Here is a 16,653-nt window from a genome sequence, read left to right on the forward strand (position 1 = left end):
AAATACAGACAAAAGTCACCTTCTTCATCTACCGCCCTTAATTATAGTGGGTACAAAGTAAAAACATGGTCGAAAAATGTCGACAACTTTTAAAAATAGAAAGATGAATTAGGATGAATGTGTTCAGAAGTCATGTTGCGTATTTAAAGTAGTTGCTAGTCTATGACTCACCATGATTCAATATAGGTACACTTTTTACAGGCAAAGGAGCGGATAACATGGGATTTCAGACTGAGTTTAATTCGGTATGCAAATTTAAGACGGAGCAGGAGCTGTATGAGCTGCTGGAATATGGACGGGGCAAAATGACGAAGCAGGGCTTCCGAGTGTTTCCGACTGGGCAGAAGGTTATTGCCTATACACCAGATAATGTGGCCGTAGCTATCGTGAAGATTGTTGCTTCGATCGCGGAAATCAATTTCCAAGGGGAGGAAGTAACCGAGGTGGAAATGGAGTTGATTCGCAAACTGAATGAGGAAGAATCACGGATTCAGACTGCCTTAGCGCATGAAATGTTTTTCGGAGATCCGAATCGCAAGTAATTGTTCAGTAGAAGCCCTACATGCCGAGAGGTATAGGGGCTTCTTTGTATTTAGCTGCGTCTTCGCATACAGTGATGGACGTTTGTAGACGTTCCTATAGGCAGTTAATGTTGAAATAACTGAATAATCCTACGGAAATGGGAGCCCGGGGTTGAATCGGGCGTCTTGAAAAAAAAGAGCACCCCGATCGTCTTAAGCAATCGGAATGCCCTGTCTTACCGTTTTTATGCTAAGCTTGCAGCGCTTGCTTGAATTGCTCAGTCAGAAGTGGCACGATTTCGAACAGGTCACCCACGATGCCATAATCGGCAATCTGGAAGATTGGCGCTTCCGGATCTTTGTTGATCGCGATAATGACGCGCGATTGGCTCATTCCCGCCAGATGCTGAATGGCGCCGCTAATGCCGCAGGCAATATACAGCTCCGGCGTGACAACCTTGCCCGTCTGTCCGATTTGCAGGGCGTAGTCGCAATAACCCGCATCGCAGGCACCGCGGGAAGCGCCAACAGCACCGCCAAGCAGAGAGGCGAGCTCCTCAAGCGGTTTGAATCCTTCGGCGCTGCGGACGCCTCGCCCTCCAGATATAATGATTTTCGCTTCACTCAAATCCATTTTGCCAACCGTATTTTGCACGACCTCGCGAATAACAGCGGATAGCGGCGGTTCAGGGTAAGCAATAGCCGTAACAGGCACCGTTTGGCCAGCTTCTGCTGCCGGAGGCTGAATGTTGTTCGGGCGTATGGTTACGATCCATGGTGCAGCAAGGAACTTCTTCTTCTCCATGGCTTTGCCTGCATAGATCGGGCGCGTGAATAATACCTCGCCGCTGCTGTCCACTTCAATTGCGATGATATCGGAAATTTGGCCGCTATGCAGGGAAGCAGCCAACTGCGGTGCCAAGTCTTTGCCCCAAGCGGTATGGCCGAAAAATACGCCATCCGGGTTGGCTGCTTGCACAACGGCTTGCAGCGCGGCAAAATAAGCCTCCGGATGATAATGAATGAGTGCAGTATGCTCCACAGTATAAATATGATCGACGCCGTAGGCCGCCAAGTCGCTGGAATAGCGGGTTGCATCCGCACCGATGATCACAGCGGCTACAGTGCCTCCATTGCCTGCGGCTGTGCGGGCTGCCCCAATCGCTTCATAGGACACTTGGCGAAGACTTCCACCCTTCGCTTCGGCTACGACAAGAATCGTTCTGGACATATCAATACGCCTCCTTGGAATATGAACTTACCGGATTCGTTACATTCGATGCAGAACTATACGACCTTAGCTTCCGTCCGCAGCAGTCGGAACAACTCTTGGACTTGAGCGGCTGGTTCCCCGGCGAGCAGCTTGCCGGCTTGGCGCTGCGGAGGCAGGAATAGCTCCGCTTGAGCTGTACGTGCTTCAACCGATACACCGAAGTCGTCGAGCGTAAGCTCACGGAAAGGCTTCTTCTTCGCCTTCATAATTCCTTGCAGCGAAGGATAGCGCGGATCATTCAAACCTTGCTGAGCGGTGAATAGGGCCGGGAGCGGCACCTCTACTACTTCTGTGTCTCCTTCAGCATCCCGGGAGCAGACGGCACGGCCATCCGCGATTTCAAGCTTCGTAACCGACGATACATGCGGAATGCCAAGCAGCTTCGCAAGTCTAACGGCCACTTGGCCGGAACCGTTGTCGACCGAGAAGTTGCCGCCCAAAATAAGATCGTAAGATTCTGTTCCGACAAATGCGTGCAGGGCATGCGCAACGGCATGCTCATCGCTGCCGATTCGCTCGTCGTTGAGCAGCACGGCTTCGTCAGCGCCCATGGCAAGTGCTGTTCGCAGCGCCTCAGATGTACGCTCGGGTCCTGCGGAGACGACGATAACCTTGCCGCCTTGGTCGTCGCGAATGCGGATCGCTTGCTCAACTGCATACTCATCATAAGGATTAAGGACGAATTTGACTCCGTCTTCTGCAATTTTGCCTCCTTCAGTGATGATCTTTTCCTCCGTATCGAATGTCTGCTTGACTAATACGATGATATTCATCGTTCATTGCCCCTTTCGCTTTATTTGGCTTGTAATCTAAAGCGGACTTGCAGAACAAGTGGACTGCCATGCAGGAGATTTGGAAGGAGTACAGCTCTAGGAAGGGGATTACGACGTCGGTGTCCATTTCCTATATGGCGATAACGTGATAATGAATCCAAGATGAGACATGATCATATATCCGAGATGGGTCTTGGTAGAACAAGAATAAATAAGAACCTGACCTTAAGAACAGGGTGTAATCGGGAAATTAAAAGAGGAGAGCTAAGGCTCGAGTCCCTTTAGGAAAAAAGTGATCGTGCCGTCCAGCTGTCCGACCAGAGAATACTTCTGCCCGGAAATGAGCCACGACGTCACGACTTCATCCATAGAACCGAATATGAGTAGACGGGTAAGCTTGACGTCAAGATCGGTGCGAAACACCTTTTCTTCAATGCCATGCATCAATATTCGTTCAATGAGCACAATGTAGGGCTTAATGATTTTTCCGATCTCTTTGCGAAGCTCAAGAGAGCTTTGTCTCAGCTCAATTTGCGTAACGAATGCCAAGTCCGGGTTGCTTTCCAACTCGGCAAAATGGATTTTGCATACATTACGCAATGCCTCCTTGGCCCCGGTCGTTTCTTCGAGGCTTGCATGAAACTTAGCGATAAGCTCTCCGAGCTTCTCTTGAAACAACGAAATCAGGATATCCTCCTTTCGTTTGAAGTACAGGTAGATCGTACCGTCTGCAACTCCGGCAGTTTTTGCAATTTTGGAAACTTGCGAGCGGTGAAACCCGTGTTCTGCAAAGACTTTGACCGCTGCTTCGAGAATTTGGGAATATTTTTCTTTTTTCTGACTTGTCATGGAATCACCTCGGTGCTAGAATATGGAATACAAATGAATGAATGCTCATTCAGTTTCTGCTGCTATCATAAATTAGAACGGAGATCATTGTCAATCATTGGATATAGATCTGGGTTAAGGCAGTAGAAAGGCACATGGTGACAAGGGGATGTAAACGCTTCCTGTAGGTAATTCATTCATTTGCAATACTGAGAAAGGGGATGGTTCCGATGCCGGGAGCGATTGTGCAGCTTGTCCTATTTTTGGCCGTTACGGGACTCGGCGTTTATTGGTTTGCCAAAGCGGTCTATCACCGGTTCTTGTATGTCAAACTCGGACAGCCGGTAAATTGGAGCGGACGGGTGAAGCACAATTTGCATGCATTTGCCGCCCAAGTGTTCGGGCAGACGAAACTGCTGAAGGATAAGAAAAGCGGCCTGATGCATATTGTCATCTTCTATGGTTTTATCATTTTACAAGTAGGCGCACTGGATATTATTTATAAAGGATTGTCGGGCAAGCCGCTGCCCATTCCTGGGTACGAGGCATTCGAGCTGCTGCAGGAAGCAACCGTGACGTTGATACTCATTGCCATGGGGTATGCTGCCTATCGCAGATACGGGGAGAAACTAGGAAGGCTGAAGCGGGGCTGGAAGCCATCGATTGTCGTCTTCTTTATTTACGCTTTGATGTTGTCTGTCTTATTGACGATGGGATTCCATCGGTTAGCTGAAGGAGAAGGGGCATCGGGATACGCGCCGATTTCTTCCCTTATAGCAGGTATTTTTACCGGCGTATCCCATGGGGTGGCTGAGGCGCTCTATTTCGCATTCTGGTGGGCGCACTTGTTGATTTTGCTTGCGTTTCTTGTCTATGTGCCGCAGAGCAAGCATTTCCATCTGCTGTCGGCTCCCGTCAACCTGCTGCTTCGGCGCACAGAGCCTGTCGGTCGCTTGAGCAAGCTTGACTTGGAAGATGAGGAAGCCGAATCGTTCGGTGTGGGCAAAGTGGAGGATTTTACACAGAAGCAGCTAGTGGATCTGTACGCATGCGTCGAATGCGGGCGCTGTACGAATGTATGTCCGGCTGCCAGTACAGGGAAATGGCTGTCGCCCATGCATATGATCGTCAAGCTGCGCGATCACCTGACAGAGAAAGGGGCAGCCATTACCTCTCGTTCACCATGGACTCCTGCCTTTGCATTCAAATCAACGGGTACTCACAGCATGAATCCAGAGGGGGCCGAGCTTGGAAAGTGGCACGGACAGGGGATAACCGATATTGCTTCGACGATGCAGGCGCAGGCAGCCACTTGGCAAATTGCACAACACCCCCCAGAGCAACTTGAGCTTATCGGCGATGTGATGTCCGAGGCTGAAATATGGGCATGCACGACCTGCCGCAACTGTGAGGATCAATGTCCGGTCGGCAATGAACATGTCGACAAAATCGTCGATATGCGCCGTTATCTGGTGCTGACGCAAGGGAGCATGCCGCATGATGGGCAGCGGGCGCTGCAGAACATTGAGCGTCAGAGCAATCCGTGGGGCATTAGCCGCAGTGATCGTGTGAAATGGGTGAAGGAAGTTGATCCTGAAGGTGTGCTTCATGTACCAACCGTGAAGGAGAATCCGGAGTTCGATATCCTGCTGTTCGTCGGCTCCATGGGCTCTTATGATAATCGCAGCCGGAAGGTAACGCGGGCGCTTGTGCGCCTGATGAATGAAGCCGGTGTGAACTTTGCCATACTCGGCAATGAAGAGAAGAATTCGGGCGATACTCCGCGGCGCATGGGCAATGAATTTTTGTTCCAGCAGCTATGCGAGGAGAACATCGTCACTTTCCAAAAATATAATGTACGCAAAATTGTTACGGCTTGTCCCCATACGTACAACACGTTAAAGAATGAGTATCCCGAGTTTGGGCTGGAAGCCGAAGTACTCCATCACAGCGAGCTGCTTGATGAACTGATTCGTGCGGGAAGTCTTGTTCCACAGTATGAAGTGGAGGAACGAATTACGTACCACGACTCCTGTTATCTTGGACGCTATAATGGCGTTTATGAACAACCGCGCAATATCCTGCGCGCGATACGCGGCGTAACCCTGCTTGAAATAGAGCGGAGCCGTGAGAATGGCATGTGCTGCGGAGCTGGCGGCGGCATGATGTGGATGGAAGAGACTGCAGGCAAGCGTGTCAATCTGGCGCGCACTGAGCAAGCACTGGCCACAAAGCCGACCGTAATTTCATCGGCATGCCCGTACTGCCTCACGATGATGGAGGACGGCACGAAACTGCTTGAAGCCGAGGAATCCGTTCAGACGCGCGACATCGCTGAAATTTTGGAACTAGCTGTGTTCGGGGCGGTTAAATTGGATGACAAGCAGCCGATATCGGTTTCATAAGACAGCCTTCAGTATAACTACAAGAAATGATTGTATTTTTTGAACAATGGTCAATAACCTCATTCTCTCACCATCAATGAACTACTCCATATATCAATCTTCTATAGAATCTGCAACCACAACAACAAGCAAAGTTCAGATATGTACCCTCAAGAGCAGCTTAACATCAAGCAGCGATCTGAACCGCAGCGGAGCATGGCACATCTCAGAAGTACACATTCCAAGCAATACACACCTCACGAAGTACACACACTTACAAGCCCTGAAGCAGGAACAACTTACGAAGTGCGCCCAGCAACTTCTGAAGCAGGGAACATCTCAGAGTAGCGTCACCAGCCAACAATTTCATATCAATTGAAGTCTTGAAGTCGTTTGAAGTAGTTCTTGTTGTTCTCATCATGTGACACAGACCATTACAAATTGGGAGGGAACTCGCATATGGTTCAACCAATTCAATGCGCCGCCGTTATCGGCTCTGGCGTAATGGGTGCGGCTATTGCCGCCCACTTGGCGGGCGCAGGGATTCGCTGCCTGTTGCTCGACCTTGTGCCGAACCAGCTTACAGAAGCTGAATCTAAAAAAGGACTCACACTGGAGCATCCAGCAGTACGCAATCGTTTAGCTACGGATGCGATCGCGCGCCTGAAGAAGACGAAGCCGGCACCGCTTTATAGTGAAGAGTTCGCGGGCAGAATTACACCGGGCAATCTCGAAGATGATCTGTCGAAGCTTGCAGACGTGGATTGGATTATTGAGGTCGTCGTCGAGAGACTGGGTGTGAAGCGCGACCTGCTGAAGCGAATCGAAGGGGTATGGAAGCCGGGAACGATCGTAACATCGAATACGTCGGGCATATCCATCAACGACATGGTTGCTTCGTGCGGAGAGTCATTCAAAAAGCACTTTTTAGGCACTCATTTCTTCAATCCTCCACGTTATATGAAGCTGCTTGAAATTATTCCGGGAGAGACTACAGCTCCGGAAATTGTGTCCTACATGCATGAGTTCTGTGAGCGTCGCCTCGGCAAAGGCGTCGTTGTAGCCAAGGACACGCCGAACTTTATCGCCAACCGAATTGGTACATTCGGACTGCTTATTACATTGCGAAATATGATGGAGCTTGGGTACACGGTCGAGGAAGTAGATGCTGTTACTGGACCTGCGCTTGGTCGCCCAAAGAGCGCAACGTTCCGCACACTTGATCTGGTTGGACTCGACACGTTCGTGCATGTAGCAGCGAATGTGCATGACCAGACAGCAGCGACAGTAGAGAAAGATGTATTCAATGCGCCGGATGTTCTTACCCGGATGGTTGATCTGGGCTGGATCGGTGAGAAACAGGGCCAGGGCTTCTATAAGAAGGTAAAGACCGACTCTGGAAAGGTCATACAGGCACTGCGCTTTGACACGATGGACTACGAGCCGGTACGCAAAATCTCATCCGCATCCTTGGAAGCGTCAAAGTCTGCCAAGGGCGCGGCGAATAAAATCAAGGCGCTGCTCGGTACAAAGGATCGTTATTCCGAGCTGGCATGGAACACGCTGAAGCCGGTGCTGCTCTATTCGGCGCACAAGCTGGGCGAAATCGCCGATTCGATTGTCGATATCGACAATGCGATGAAATGGGGCTTCAATTGGGAGCTCGGGCCGTTCGAAGTGTGGGACGCGATCGGCTTGGTGTCGGCTGCCAAACGCATGGAGGCAGAGGGTGACGTGCTGCCGGATTGGGTACGTGCGTGGATTGCTGAAGGACATACTCACTTCTATGAGAAGCGGGAGGCACAACAATTTTACGTTCATGGCGGGGAGTGGACTGAGCTGGAGTCGGCAGCGGAGCATATTTCGCTCAAGCAGCTCAAACAGCAGAACAAGGTCGTGCTGTCCAATCCAGGTGCTAGCTTGATTGACATCGGGGACGGTGTAGCTTGTCTGGAATTCCATTCGCCGAACAATGCCATCGGTGCGGATATTTTGACCATGATTCAGAAAAGCGTGGAGGAAGTTCGCCGCAATTACCGTGGACTCGTTGTGGCAAATGAAGGGCGTCATTTCTGCGTGGGTGCCAATGTCATGCTGCTTCTAATGGAGGCTCAGGAAGAGGAATGGGATGAAATTGATCTTATCATCCGCCAGTTCCAGACTACGATGCTGACGCTGAAGAGACTGGAGAAGCCTGTTGTAGCTGCGCCGCATCAAATGACGCTTGGTGGCGGAGTAGAAGCGTGCCTTCCGGCAGACAAAATCATATTCTCTGCGGAAACGTACTTCGGATTGGTCGAAACGGGCGTTGGCTTGATTCCAGCGGGCGGCGGCTGTAAAGAGATGGCTTTGCGCTCAAGCCAAATCGTCGGCCAAACGAATCCAGACCTGCAATCGTATATCAACAGCTATTTCGAAACAATTGCTATGGCGAAGGTATCGACGAGTGGACATGACACGAAGCGGCTCGGCTATATGGGGCCTAACGACTCTGTCGTTATCAACCCGGATCGCCGTATACATGAGGCGAAGATGGCCGTGCTGGAAATGGATCGGGCCGGATATGCGCCGAGAGAAGAGGAGCGCATCCGCGTCGTTGGCGAACCTGGCAAATCCGTACTGCAGCTGGCAGCCTATACGATGCACCTCGGCGGCTATATCTCGGATCATGACCGACTGATTGCCAATAAGCTGGCGCATGTGCTTGCGGGCGGCAACGCACCGGCGAACAGCTTGGTGAGCGAGCAATACATGCTTGATCTGGAACGTGAAGCTTTCTTAAGCCTGTGCGGCGAACCGAAGACGCAGGCGCGCATGCAGCACATGCTCTCCAAGGGCAAGCCGCTGCGCAATTAATATCCTTCCAAATTAGGAATGAGGGGAGATCGCAATGAAAGAAGCTGTCATTGTATCTGTAGCGCGTACGCCGGTTGGCCGGGCGAAGAAAGGGAGTCTCGCGCAGACGAGAGCTGAGGATCTGGGGAGAACTGTACTGGAGGAAGTTGTTCGACGCGCACCAGGCTTGAACAAATCGGATATTGAGGACGTCATACTCGGCTGCGCAATGCCGGAAGGCGAGCAAGGCTTGAACATGGCACGAATCTTGTCGCTGTATGCAGGTTATCCGCAGGAGGTGCCTGCGGTTACGGTTAACCGGTTTTGTGCTTCTGGCCTGCAATCGATCGCATTTGCTGCAGAACGGATTATGGCCGGCTCTGCGGACACGATTGTTGCCGGTGGCGTAGAGAGCATGAGCGCGGTGCCGATGACCGGCTTCAAGCTTGCACCGCATCCGAAGCTGATCTCAGAAATGCCGGAAGTATACATGGGCATGGGATACACAGCGGAAAATGTTGCGAAGCGATTCGGCATTAGCCGTGAGGATCAGGATCGATTCGCTGCTAACAGTCATCGCAAGGCTGCGGCAGCCATCGCCGAAGGCAAATTCCGTGACGAGATTGTACCTGTCTCTACGGTACAGAGAGGGGTCGACAGCAATGGCCGGCCTTGGGAAAAAGAATTGACCTTCGATATGGATGAATGCGTTCGGCCGGACACGACGGAAGAAGTGCTTGCGAAGCTGAAGCCTGCGTTCTCTGTGAGTGGCAGCGTCACGGCAGGCAATAGCTCGCCGATGAATGACGGCGCGGCAGCCTGTGTACTGATGAGCGCCGATAGAGCGAAGGAGCTTGGATTGAAGCCGCTTGCGGCCTTCCGCAGCTTCGCGTTGGCTGGCGTCGCGCCTGACATTATGGGCGTCGGACCTGTAGAAGCGATTCCGAAGGCGCTGCGCAAGGCCGGTATTACGCAGGATCAGGTCGATCTGTTTGAACTGAATGAAGCATTTGCCTCACAATGCCTGCATATCATTCGCCACTTAGGACTGGATGAGAGCAAGGTGAATGTGAATGGCGGTGCGATTGCGCTCGGCCATCCACTTGGCTGCACCGGTTCGAAGCTGACGGCGACACTCTTGCATGAGCTTCGCCGCCGTGGTGGCGGCTATGGTGTCGTATCCATGTGCATCGGTGGTGGAATGGGAGCTGCCGGAGTGTTCGAAGTGTTTGCTTAAACGCTGTGCGTAGACTTATTGCCTTGCATCGTTGTTCAGATTGATCAAATGATTCATAGTCATTTATCCATTCTTAATCCACTTCGAAAGGAAGAAGATTACCATGACCATGTTGGAACTGAAAATCAAAGGCGGAAGCTTTGTCATTGATGACATCACTCCCGATGCGATTGTTACTCCGGAGGATTTTACCGAAGAACAGCGCATGATGGTGGATACAACTCGTGATTTCGTAGAAGGAGAAGTGCTGCCGCACGACGAAGAATTGGAAAAATTGAATTACGATTTGACGGTTAAGCTGATGCGCAAGGCCGGGGAAATCGGGCTGCTTGGAGCAGACATTCCAGAGGAATACGGCGGTCTTGGACTCGACAAGGTCAGCTCTACGGTGATCGGCGAAACGCTAACGAAGGCATCTGGCTTCGCGCTCTCCGTTGGCGCGCACGTGGGCATCGGGACGTTGCCGATTGTGTTCTTCGGCTCACCGGAGCAGAAGGCCAAGTACTTGCCTGACCTAGCGACAGGCGCTAAAATCGCTGCTTATTGCCTGACGGAGCCGTCATCTGGATCAGACGCGCTTAGTGCGAAGTCGACAGCGAAGCTGTCTGAGGATGGCAGTCATTATGTGCTGAATGGCTCTAAAATTTTTATTACAAATGCAGGCTTCGCAGATATTTTTATCATATATGCGAAGGTAGATGGCAAAGACTTCACGGCATTCATTGTTGAGAAGGGAATGGAAGGCTTCACGGTTGGGCCGGAAGAGAAGAAGATGGGTATCAAGAGTTCTTCCACTTGTCCGCTCTTCTTCGAGGACGTCAAGGTTCCGGTAGAGAATGTGCTTGGAGAGGTAGGCCGCGGACATGTCATAGCGTTCAATATTTTGAACATCGGCCGCTTCAAGCTGGGCGCGGGATGTCTCGGAGCAGCGAAGGAAGCGATCGAACTGAGCGTGAAATATGCTGGCGAGCGCAAACAGTTCGGCAAGGCGCTTACAGAATTCTCTCTGATCGGCAATAAGCTGGCGGATATGAACATCCGTACTTATGTAACGGAGTCGATGGTGTATCGGACTTCCGGTTTGGTGGACAATGTGCTGAAGGACATCGATTACAAGCAGCCGGATTCGGGGCAGTTAATGGCCAAGGCGATTGCTGAATACGCGCTCGAATGCTCCATTAATAAAGTGTTCGCTTCGGAGGTGCTTGATTTCGTAGCCGATGAAGGCGTACAAATTCACGGCGGCTACGGCTTTACGCAGGAGTATAAAATCGAGCGCATCTACCGCGACTCCCGCATTAACCGCATTTTCGAAGGAACGAATGAAATCAATAGATTGCTTATCCCAGGCACGCTGCTTAAGAGAGCTGCCAAGGGGGAATTGCCGCTCCTGCAGAAGGCGAAGGCGCTCCAAGCCGATCTGATGTCTATCGTATCCATGCCGGAATCAGGTGGAGCGATGGAGCAGGAGGAACATCTCGTTCAGATGGCAAAGAAGATATTCCTTATGCTTGGTGGATTGGCGGCTCAGAAATATGGTACATCGCTTGAGCAGCACCAGGAAATCTTGAGCAACCTTGCTGACTTAATGATTGCTGTATATGCGATGGAAAGCACGCTGCTTCGCACTCGCAAGCTGATGGCGAAGGAAGGTGAGGCGAAGGCGAAGCTTGCGATGCAGATGACAACTGTATACATGCATGAGGCATTCGCTGATATTGAACGAACAGCCAAGGAAACGCTGGCGGCAATGGAGTCAGGCGATGTCTTGCGCACGCAGCTGTCCATTCTGAAGAAGCTGGCGAAGAGCACGCCGATTGATGGCGTTGGCATCAAGCGTGAGATAGCGGCACGCGTGATTCAAGCGGAAAAATACGTGGTCTCGTAATACGCGGGAGCTCCCCGCGAGGAAGGGATGGTTAGGCATGCCATTGGAGAAGCCATGGCTCCGTCATTACCCGCAGGAAATTGACCCGACGTATGATTACCCGCGACAAAATGTCGCCCAATTCCTCATTGATGCAGCCCAGGAATATCCGACACGTCCTGCGCTCGAATTCATGGGGAAGCAGCTGAGCTATGAGCGGCTGCTTGAAGAATGCTGCCGATTCGCAAACGCGCTTGTGCGGCTTGGAATCGGCAGGCAAGAACGAGTGGCAATTATGCTGCCCAACTGTCCACAGACCGTTATTGCGTATTACGGTACGTTAATGGCTGGTTGCATAGCTGTACTGACGAATCCGCTTTATAAGGAACGGGAGCTGGCGATCCAGCTAGCCGATTCCGGTGCGGCTGCGATCATAACTCTTGATGTATTATATCCGCGTGTGCGTGCCGCTCAGGCACGCACAACGCTTCGGCACGCGATCATAACCTCAATTAAGGACTACTTGCCCTTTCCGAAAAACGTGCTGTTTGCCTTTAAAATGAAGAAAAATGTCCAGGCGGCAGGGATCACTTATGACGATCAGGTTCATGCCTTCGTACCGCTGCTCAAAAGCGTTCCGCCAAGATTTATGTGCGCCGAGGTGGATGGAGAACATGATCTGGCATTGCTGCAGTATACGGGAGGGACGACAAGCACCCCAAAAGGGGTGATGCTGACTCATCAGAACTTGGTTGCCAATACGATGCAATCGGCTGCATGGTTCTATAAGGTGAAGCGCGGAGAAGAAATCTTCTTGGGAGCGCTTCCATTTTTCCATGTATTTGGAATGACCATCTTGATGAATCTATGTACGTTATGCCGGGGGATGAACGTGCTCGTGCCGAAATTCGAACCCTCTGAGATGCTGCGCATTATTCATAAGCTGCGCCCGACCGTGTTCCCAGGGGCACCGACGATGTACATTTCGCTCATTAATCATCCTGACACGGATCGTTATGACCTATCTTCCATCCACACGTGCATTAGCGGTGCAGCTTCGCTGCCGCTTGAGGTACAGGAGAAGTTCGAGGCGATAACAGGCTGCGTGCTCATCGAAGGGTACGGCTTGACGGAAGCATCGCCAATTACGCATGCGAACCTGCTCTGGGGCAAGCGCAAAAACGGCTCCATTGGCATTCCATTCCCCGATACGGAGGCGAAGATTGTTGATTCCTATACGGGAGAAGAGTTGCCACAGGGCGAGGTAGGGGAATTAGTCGTCCGTGGGCCACAAGTGATGAAGGGGTATTGGAACAAGCCGGAGGAGACCGTAACGGCGCTTCGGGATGGCTGGCTGTATACAGGGGATCTGGGCAGGGAGGATGAGGATGGCTTTTTCTCCATCATAGATCGAAAAAAAGATTTGATCATTGCCGGCGGGTTCAATATTTATCCGCGGGAAGTGGAGGAAGTGCTGTACGAGCATCCTTGCGTGAAGGAAGCCGTCGTCGTCGGTGTGCCCGACTCCTACCGAGGAGAGACAGTCAAGGCATATATTGTGACTCGCACAGGTACCCAAGTGACCCAAGAGGAGTTAAATGTCTGGTGCCGCGAGCGGATGGCCTCCTTCAAGGTACCACGCCAATACGAATTTCGCAGTGAGCTGCCGAAGACGATTGCAGGCAAGGTGCTGCGCCGCATGCTTCTGGAAGAGGAAGAATTACTAGTGAAAAAGTAAAAAAAGTAAAAAAAGTAAAAAGGCGAATAAGCAACTAAGCAACTCAACAATTAAGCGAAAAGCAGTAGAACCATTAGCAGGTATAAGGTTGAATACGAAAGCGATCGGAGGCGGAGATTTTTATGGCAGAACAGGCCGCATCCCCAGTAGCTATTGCCAGTGAGCGACTTGATCAATTGTATGCGCAAGCGAAGGGAACCTTCTGGGATTACCTTGGCTGCGAGACGATAACGGCAGAGCCGGGGCATGTCGTTCTGAAACTTGATGCTGAACCCCATCATTTGAACGTCATTGGCATCGTTCATGGAGGGGTACTGTCCTCCCTATTGGATAACGCTATGGGATTGGCTACGATGCTGGCTCGTCCTGATGAACATACCGTTACGTCCAACTTGAACGTCAACTTCGTTGCGCCGCTGCATACCGGAGAAATTCGAGTTACAGCGGAAATTGTCCATGAAACACGCCGTTCAATTACATGCACAGGACGAGTAACGGATGCGGCTGGCAAGCTCGGTTCCCTTGCGCTGGCGACATTCCGGGTGATATAACCTTGTAATAGGTAATGGTAACTTCATAAAGCAAGCCCCTGCACCAATCGGTCAGGGGTTTTTGCATTGTTAGGAAGATTAGGGGTGTTGGCGCAAATTTAGTGATGAGGAGAGACGGCACTCGGTACATCCGCAACTACGATTATCTCTTAGCCTAGTTCGATTAAGTGCAGGCTAGTAAGGTTATGCTAGAAGGAGAGAATGCCCATCAGACAGGGTAGAAGTAGTGCCTGTATGGCGATAGAAGTGGAGAGGAGTCCGAAGTATGCTGGTTCGATTCGGATACGTGGCGATGTCCGTCACGGTGGCGAATGCCTCGCCGTCGCGCACGATGACATACACATCATTTTGCAAACTGGAAGATCGGGCTGCGGCGTTGCGCAAGGCGGAACGCATAGCGGAAGAAAATTTGCACAATACATTACGGCTCTTGAAGCATAATCGTGCGCATGACATTCAACTGTACCGCTTCTCTTCGAAGCTAATCCCGCTGGCTACACATCCCGAACTAAGCGACTGGGATCCATTCCCGGCCTTGCAGGAAGCATTTCAGGCAATTGGACAATATGTTAACGAGCATCATATGCGCGTGTCATTCCATCCCGATCACTTTACCGTACTAAGTACGCCGCGCGAAGATGTGCTCATCAAGTCTGTAAAGGATCTGGAGCATCATGTTCGGATGTTCAAGGCCATGGGAGTGGATGCTCGTGCGAAGAACAACATTCATGTCGGCGGGGCATATGGAAATAAGAAGATCGCGGGAGAGCGATTCATAGAGAACTTCAAGACATTGTCTGAAGAGGTACAGAAGCGCATGACGCTGGAGAACGACGACAAAACCTTCAATGCAGTAGAGACACTTCATATAAGCGAGCAGCTTGGTGTTCCGATGGTACTGGATATTCACCATCAGTGGGTAAATCATGAAGAGGAATCGTTGGATGAGCTGTGGCCGCGCATATTGAAGACATGGCAGACGCCATACGGGCAGGCGGACGCAGCGCCGGACGATCCCTTCCCACCTAAAATCCATGTATCCAGTCCGAAGAGCGCTTCTGATATACGTGGCCATGCCGATTATGTGGAAGTGAAGCCTCTGCTCGCCTTCCTCAGGGCTATTGCTCCCTATACGGAGCGCATCGATGTCATGCTGGAAGCGAAGCAGAAGGACGGGGCATTATTTCAATTGATGCGGGATCTTGTCCCTTATACGGCGGAAGGGGTTACGATTCTCGACCAAGCGAGCGTGCGAATTGATCCGTAGCTCTTAGCGATGAGATCCACTTGCTACTTGAAAATCAAGCAAAAATAGGATACGTTGAAAAAAGAGCTTTTCCGCAACAGTCAAAAGGGACATGCATAGTTCGTGAAACCAAATTTGATGATGCGAAATGGCGAGAGGAGGAAATTTAGTAATGTCTCAATTATTAGCAGGTAAAAATATCGTGGTTATGGGTGTCGCGAACGATCGCAGCATCGCGTGGGCCATCGCTCAATCGCTCGCCGCACAAGGCGCAAGATTGGCATTTACATACGAGAGCGAACGTGTAGAAGCGCGTGTACGCAAGTTGGCAGAGACGATTCCGAACGCCATCATTCTTCCGTGCAACGTTACAGTAGATGAAGAGATCGATCAATTGGCAGATAGACTTCGTGAAGAATTCGGTACACTGCATGGTCTTGTGCACAGTATCGCATTTGCGAAAACAGAAGAATTGACAGGACTGTATGCAGATACGTCCCGTGCAGGCTTTGCGCTTGCGCAAGACATTAGCGCATACTCTCTCGTAGCTGTAGCACAGCGCTTGCATCCGCTCATGACAGAAGGCGGAAGTATTATGACGATGACTTACCTCGGCGCAGAGCGCGTAATGAAGAACTACAATGTCATGGGGGTAGCAAAGGCTGCGCTTGAAGCTTCTGTTCGTTACTTGGCGGCAGATCTGGGACAGTTCAACATCCGCGTTAATGCAATTTCTGCAGGTCCGATCCGTACGCTTGCTGCGAAGGGCATCAGCGACTTCAACTCGATCTTGAAGCAGGTTGAGGAGAAAGCACCGCTGCGCCGCACGACAGAGACGGCGGAAGTTGGCGATACTGCGATGTTCCTGATGAGCCACTTCTCACGCGGTATTACGGGTGAAGTGATCTACGTGGACAGCGGTTATCACATTGTCGGCGCGTAACACTCGACTCTATATCCGCCTTGTTTGGCAGCTGCTTGAATCGGCAGCTGTCTGCGGGCGGATTTTTATTTATCCGGGATTTCAGCGACTTCAACACCGTTTAGAAATATGGACTTACTATGTAAGGAGAAAGTAGGAGCAACTAAATGGCAGCTACCATTGTGTTTCTTGTTCTTATCGGTCTAATTGCAGCAACGTTCGGCAGTCTTGTCGGGCTGGGCGGCGGTATTATCATCGTACCAGGGCTGATTTTTTTCGGGCCGCATTTGCTAGGGGTGCCGATATCCTCCCAGACGGCGGTGGGAACTTCATTAGCGGTGCTTATTTTTACAGCGCTTTCTTCCACGCTCGCTTACATGAAGGTGAAGCGCGTGGATTGGCGAAGCGGCGCGATTTATTTTATAACGAGCGGCCCTGCTTCTATGCTAGGTGCGGCGTTAACGGAATATTTCAAGGA

Annotated in this window: 13 protein-coding genes; 10 read left to right on the top strand and 3 right to left on the bottom strand. The window is 51.2% G+C overall.

The genetic code is table 11. From position 1 onward, the window contains the following. The first annotated feature begins 218 nt into the window (after positions 1-218). A complete protein-coding gene (locus AZ66_RS18000; protein WP_021259983.1) occupies positions 219-542 on the top strand; it encodes a hypothetical protein in 324 nt (107 codons plus the stop codon). Between the two features lie 229 nt (positions 543-771). On the opposite strand, the gene AZ66_RS18005 is transcribed toward AZ66_RS18000, so the two are convergent. The 3 genes from AZ66_RS18005 to AZ66_RS18015 form a co-directional block, all read right to left on the bottom strand. Then, complete coding sequence (locus AZ66_RS18005; RefSeq protein ID WP_044356100.1) at positions 772-1,752, bottom strand: electron transfer flavoprotein subunit alpha/FixB family protein; 981 nt, start codon at positions 1,750-1,752, stop codon at positions 772-774. 56 nt (positions 1,753-1,808) lie between these two features. Then, positions 1,809-2,567, bottom strand: coding sequence for an electron transfer flavoprotein subunit beta/FixA family protein (locus AZ66_RS18010; RefSeq protein ID WP_044356101.1), 759 nt, complete (start codon positions 2,565-2,567; stop codon positions 1,809-1,811). A gap of 264 nt (positions 2,568-2,831) precedes the next feature. After that, positions 2,832-3,416 carry a TetR/AcrR family transcriptional regulator gene (locus AZ66_RS18015; protein WP_044356102.1) on the bottom strand — a complete coding sequence of 195 codons (585 nt, stop codon included), beginning with the start codon at positions 3,414-3,416 and terminating at the stop codon, positions 2,832-2,834. 209 nt (positions 3,417-3,625) lie between these two features. Between AZ66_RS18015 and AZ66_RS18020 the strand changes: the two genes are divergently transcribed. From AZ66_RS18020 to AZ66_RS18060, 9 genes are all read left to right on the top strand, one after another. Continuing rightward, complete coding sequence (locus AZ66_RS18020) at positions 3,626-5,800, top strand: heterodisulfide reductase-related iron-sulfur binding cluster (protein WP_197081730.1); 2,175 nt, start codon at positions 3,626-3,628, stop codon at positions 5,798-5,800. 438 nt (positions 5,801-6,238) lie between these two features. Further along, positions 6,239-8,635 carry a 3-hydroxyacyl-CoA dehydrogenase/enoyl-CoA hydratase family protein gene (locus AZ66_RS18025; protein ID WP_044356104.1) on the top strand — a complete coding sequence of 799 codons (2,397 nt, stop codon included), beginning with the start codon at positions 6,239-6,241 and terminating at the stop codon, positions 8,633-8,635. Between the two features lie 34 nt (positions 8,636-8,669). Beyond that, positions 8,670-9,851, top strand: a complete 1,182-nt coding sequence (locus AZ66_RS18030; RefSeq protein ID WP_021259977.1) for an acetyl-CoA C-acyltransferase — start codon at positions 8,670-8,672, stop codon at positions 9,849-9,851. A 103-nt stretch (positions 9,852-9,954) separates the two neighbouring features. Continuing rightward, positions 9,955-11,739: an acyl-CoA dehydrogenase family protein gene (locus tag AZ66_RS18035; protein WP_442950307.1), complete on the top strand. Its 1,785-nt coding sequence runs from the start codon at positions 9,955-9,957 to the stop codon at positions 11,737-11,739. A 37-nt stretch (positions 11,740-11,776) separates the two neighbouring features. Next, entirely contained in the window at positions 11,777-13,456 is a 1,680-nt protein-coding gene (locus tag AZ66_RS18040; protein WP_044356105.1) for a long-chain-fatty-acid--CoA ligase, read from the top strand. Between the two features lie 122 nt (positions 13,457-13,578). Further along, the gene (locus AZ66_RS18045; protein ID WP_044356106.1) at positions 13,579-14,007 is read left to right on the top strand and encodes a PaaI family thioesterase; all 429 of its coding nucleotides are present in this window, start codon (positions 13,579-13,581) and stop codon (positions 14,005-14,007) included. A 265-nt stretch (positions 14,008-14,272) separates the two neighbouring features. Beyond that, positions 14,273-15,274, top strand: coding sequence for a UV DNA damage repair endonuclease UvsE (uvsE, locus tag AZ66_RS18050; protein WP_044356107.1), 1,002 nt, complete (start codon positions 14,273-14,275; stop codon positions 15,272-15,274). A 151-nt stretch (positions 15,275-15,425) separates the two neighbouring features. After that, positions 15,426-16,196, top strand: coding sequence for an enoyl-ACP reductase FabI (fabI, locus tag AZ66_RS18055; RefSeq protein WP_044356108.1), 771 nt, complete (start codon positions 15,426-15,428; stop codon positions 16,194-16,196). 146 nt (positions 16,197-16,342) lie between these two features. Continuing rightward, positions 16,343-16,653, top strand: a 311-nt coding sequence (locus AZ66_RS18060; protein WP_044356109.1) for a sulfite exporter TauE/SafE family protein, incomplete at its 3' end; no start/stop codon positions are given.

The sequence above is a fragment of the Paenibacillus sp. E194 genome (assembly GCF_000935845.1).
GTDB classification, from domain to species: Bacteria; Bacillota; Bacilli; order Paenibacillales; family Paenibacillaceae; genus Paenibacillus_B; species Paenibacillus_B alvei_B.

Coding starts and splice junctions, on each gene's coding strand:
- AZ66_RS18030 (WP_021259977.1), top strand. CDS start 8,670: ATGAAAGAAGCTGTCATTGTATCTGTAGCGCGTACGCCGGTTGGCCGG.
- AZ66_RS18040 (WP_044356105.1), top strand. CDS start 11,777: ATGCCATTGGAGAAGCCATGGCTCCGTCATTACCCGCAGGAAATTGAC.
- AZ66_RS18015 (WP_044356102.1), bottom strand. CDS start 3,416: ATGACAAGTCAGAAAAAAGAAAAATATTCCCAAATTCTCGAAGCAGCG.
- AZ66_RS18035 (WP_442950307.1), top strand. CDS start 9,955: ATGACCATGTTGGAACTGAAAATCAAAGGCGGAAGCTTTGTCATTGAT.
- AZ66_RS18025 (WP_044356104.1), top strand. CDS start 6,239: ATGGTTCAACCAATTCAATGCGCCGCCGTTATCGGCTCTGGCGTAATG.
- uvsE (WP_044356107.1), top strand. CDS start 14,273: ATGCTGGTTCGATTCGGATACGTGGCGATGTCCGTCACGGTGGCGAAT.
- fabI (WP_044356108.1), top strand. CDS start 15,426: ATGTCTCAATTATTAGCAGGTAAAAATATCGTGGTTATGGGTGTCGCG.
- AZ66_RS18005 (WP_044356100.1), bottom strand. CDS start 1,752: ATGTCCAGAACGATTCTTGTCGTAGCCGAAGCGAAGGGTGGAAGTCTT.
- AZ66_RS18000 (WP_021259983.1), top strand. CDS start 219: ATGGGATTTCAGACTGAGTTTAATTCGGTATGCAAATTTAAGACGGAG.
- AZ66_RS18010 (WP_044356101.1), bottom strand. CDS start 2,567: ATGAATATCATCGTATTAGTCAAGCAGACATTCGATACGGAGGAAAAG.
- AZ66_RS18020 (WP_197081730.1), top strand. CDS start 3,626: ATGCCGGGAGCGATTGTGCAGCTTGTCCTATTTTTGGCCGTTACGGGA.
- AZ66_RS18045 (WP_044356106.1), top strand. CDS start 13,579: ATGGCAGAACAGGCCGCATCCCCAGTAGCTATTGCCAGTGAGCGACTT.